The organism is Gardnerella vaginalis (genome assembly GCF_001546455.1).
Taxonomy (GTDB): domain Bacteria; phylum Actinomycetota; class Actinomycetes; order Actinomycetales; family Bifidobacteriaceae; genus Bifidobacterium; species Bifidobacterium vaginale_B.
The window spans coordinates 1-1722 of record NZ_KQ956801.1; the positions used below are offsets into that span (position 1 = coordinate 1).

Genomic DNA, 1722 nt, shown 5'->3' on the forward strand with positions numbered 1-1722 from the left:
CCACCTTCGGCGCTGAGGCTCACCTCGCTCGCTACGAAAAATCTCGAATCTCTACCTTACTTGGCGTAATCGTACAATTTTGTAGTGGGTCTATAAGCGACACGCCGTATATTATTCATTTTTGTGAATAATATACGGCTTTTGATTTGCGGATTCGTTATTTTTTGCTGATTTACGGCCTATTAATGTATGGCAATTTATGAATATGCAGTTTTTGCATTTTAATAATCGCAATTTAGTAGGGATATCGTGTATAGTTATGCATATCACTGTAAATTATAAGTTATTGATTGTTTAAGACTGAAGGATTGAACAGGAGAAGAAAATGACTAACAGCAACACAATCTTTAAATCAATTAAGCCAATTGCAGCAATTGCAACTCTTGCATTGATTGGATGCACATGCGCATGCGGCCCTGCCGATTCTAAAGCAGCAGACCCAGATGTGGCACGCAGCTACGATGTAAGCAAAGTTCAAAAAGACGATGAGATTGCAAAGTTGGTTCCAGAAAGCGTTGCAAAAACTGGCGAACTAACTGTTGGCGTAAATGTTAGCTATGCTCCTGCAGAATTCTTTGCTGCCGATGGCAAAACCCCAGTCGGTTACGAAATTGATTTTTCTAAGGCGCTAGCAAAGTTGATGGGCTTAAAGGCTAAGATTATGCATGCTCAGTTTGATTCCATTATTCCAGCAATCGGAAGCAAGTATAACGTTGGAATCTCTGGCTTTACCGTAAATGCTGAGCGCATGAAGTCCGTTGATTTTGTAACGTACGCAAATGCTGGTTTATCTTTTGAAGTTCGTAAAGGCAATCCAACTAAGGTGGATCCAAAGAATCTTTGCGGTAAAAAAGTTACATTAGAAACTGGCACTGTTGGCGAACCAATCATGGAAGAAGCCAAGAAGCAGTGCGCTGCAAATAACGATAAGCCGCTAGAAATCATGAGCTTTAAGGATCAAACAGATGCCACTACAGCTTTGCTTTCTGGCCGCGCAGACGTTATGTATGCAGATACTCCTGTGGCTGGTTACGCTGCAATAAAGAATAGCGGAAAGCTTGAGATTCTAGAAAGCAGCAACGACGCTGAGCCAATGGGCGCAGCTGTTAAAAAGGGCGATGCTAAAATGCTAAAGCTTATTAAGGCTGCAATCGATAAGCTTATGAAGAATGGCGTTTACAAAGACATTCTTAAAAAGTGGGGTGTTGAAAACGTTGCCATTAAAAAATCGCAAGTAAACCCAGAAGTCTGATTTTAAATTTGGCGTGCGTTTATAGCTATTAGCATAGGTAAATCGCACGCCTTATTTGTTTATCTGCCTATGTGTTTGCCTATGCATCTTCCTATGTATTTGCATTGATTTTCTACGCATTGCACACGTGTTAATTAGTAATCTACAACCCAAAGCTTTAATGGAGAAAGTATGTTTAACAATTTAAGTAAGAAGCATTTACAAAATTCGCCTAGCGGCGAGAGCGTTTTGCCAGTAAAAAATCCTGGACCAATCGTGGCTGGCGTAATCGTAGCAATAATCGCATGCTCGCTTCTTTACTCAATAGTCACCAATCCGCGATTTGAGTGGGATGTTGTTGGAATTTATCTTATAAGCAATAACGTTCTTGCTGGTATTGCTTGGACTCTTATACTTACATTCTTGTCTATGATTATTGCAATCGTTCTTGCTATAGGATTGGCTATGATGCGCAAGAGTGTTAATCCTGT

At 40.4% G+C, this 1722-nt stretch carries 1 protein-coding gene and 1 pseudogene; both read left to right on the forward strand.

Annotated features, from left to right (window positions below):
• Positions 1-325 precede the first annotated feature (325 nt).
• Positions 326-1252, forward strand: coding sequence for an ABC transporter substrate-binding protein (locus HMPREF3216_RS00005; RefSeq protein ID WP_060786380.1), 927 nt, complete (start codon positions 326-328; stop codon positions 1250-1252).
• Between the two features lie 171 nt (positions 1253-1423).
• Positions 1424-1722 (forward strand): annotated as a pseudogene (locus HMPREF3216_RS00010) (amino acid ABC transporter permease); the annotation flags it as partial.

What these genes read in the sequence shown, in the direction of transcription:
- HMPREF3216_RS00005 (WP_060786380.1), top strand. Translation starts at nt 326, where the DNA reads ATGACTAACAGCAACACAATCTTTAAATCAATTAAGCCAATTGCAGCA.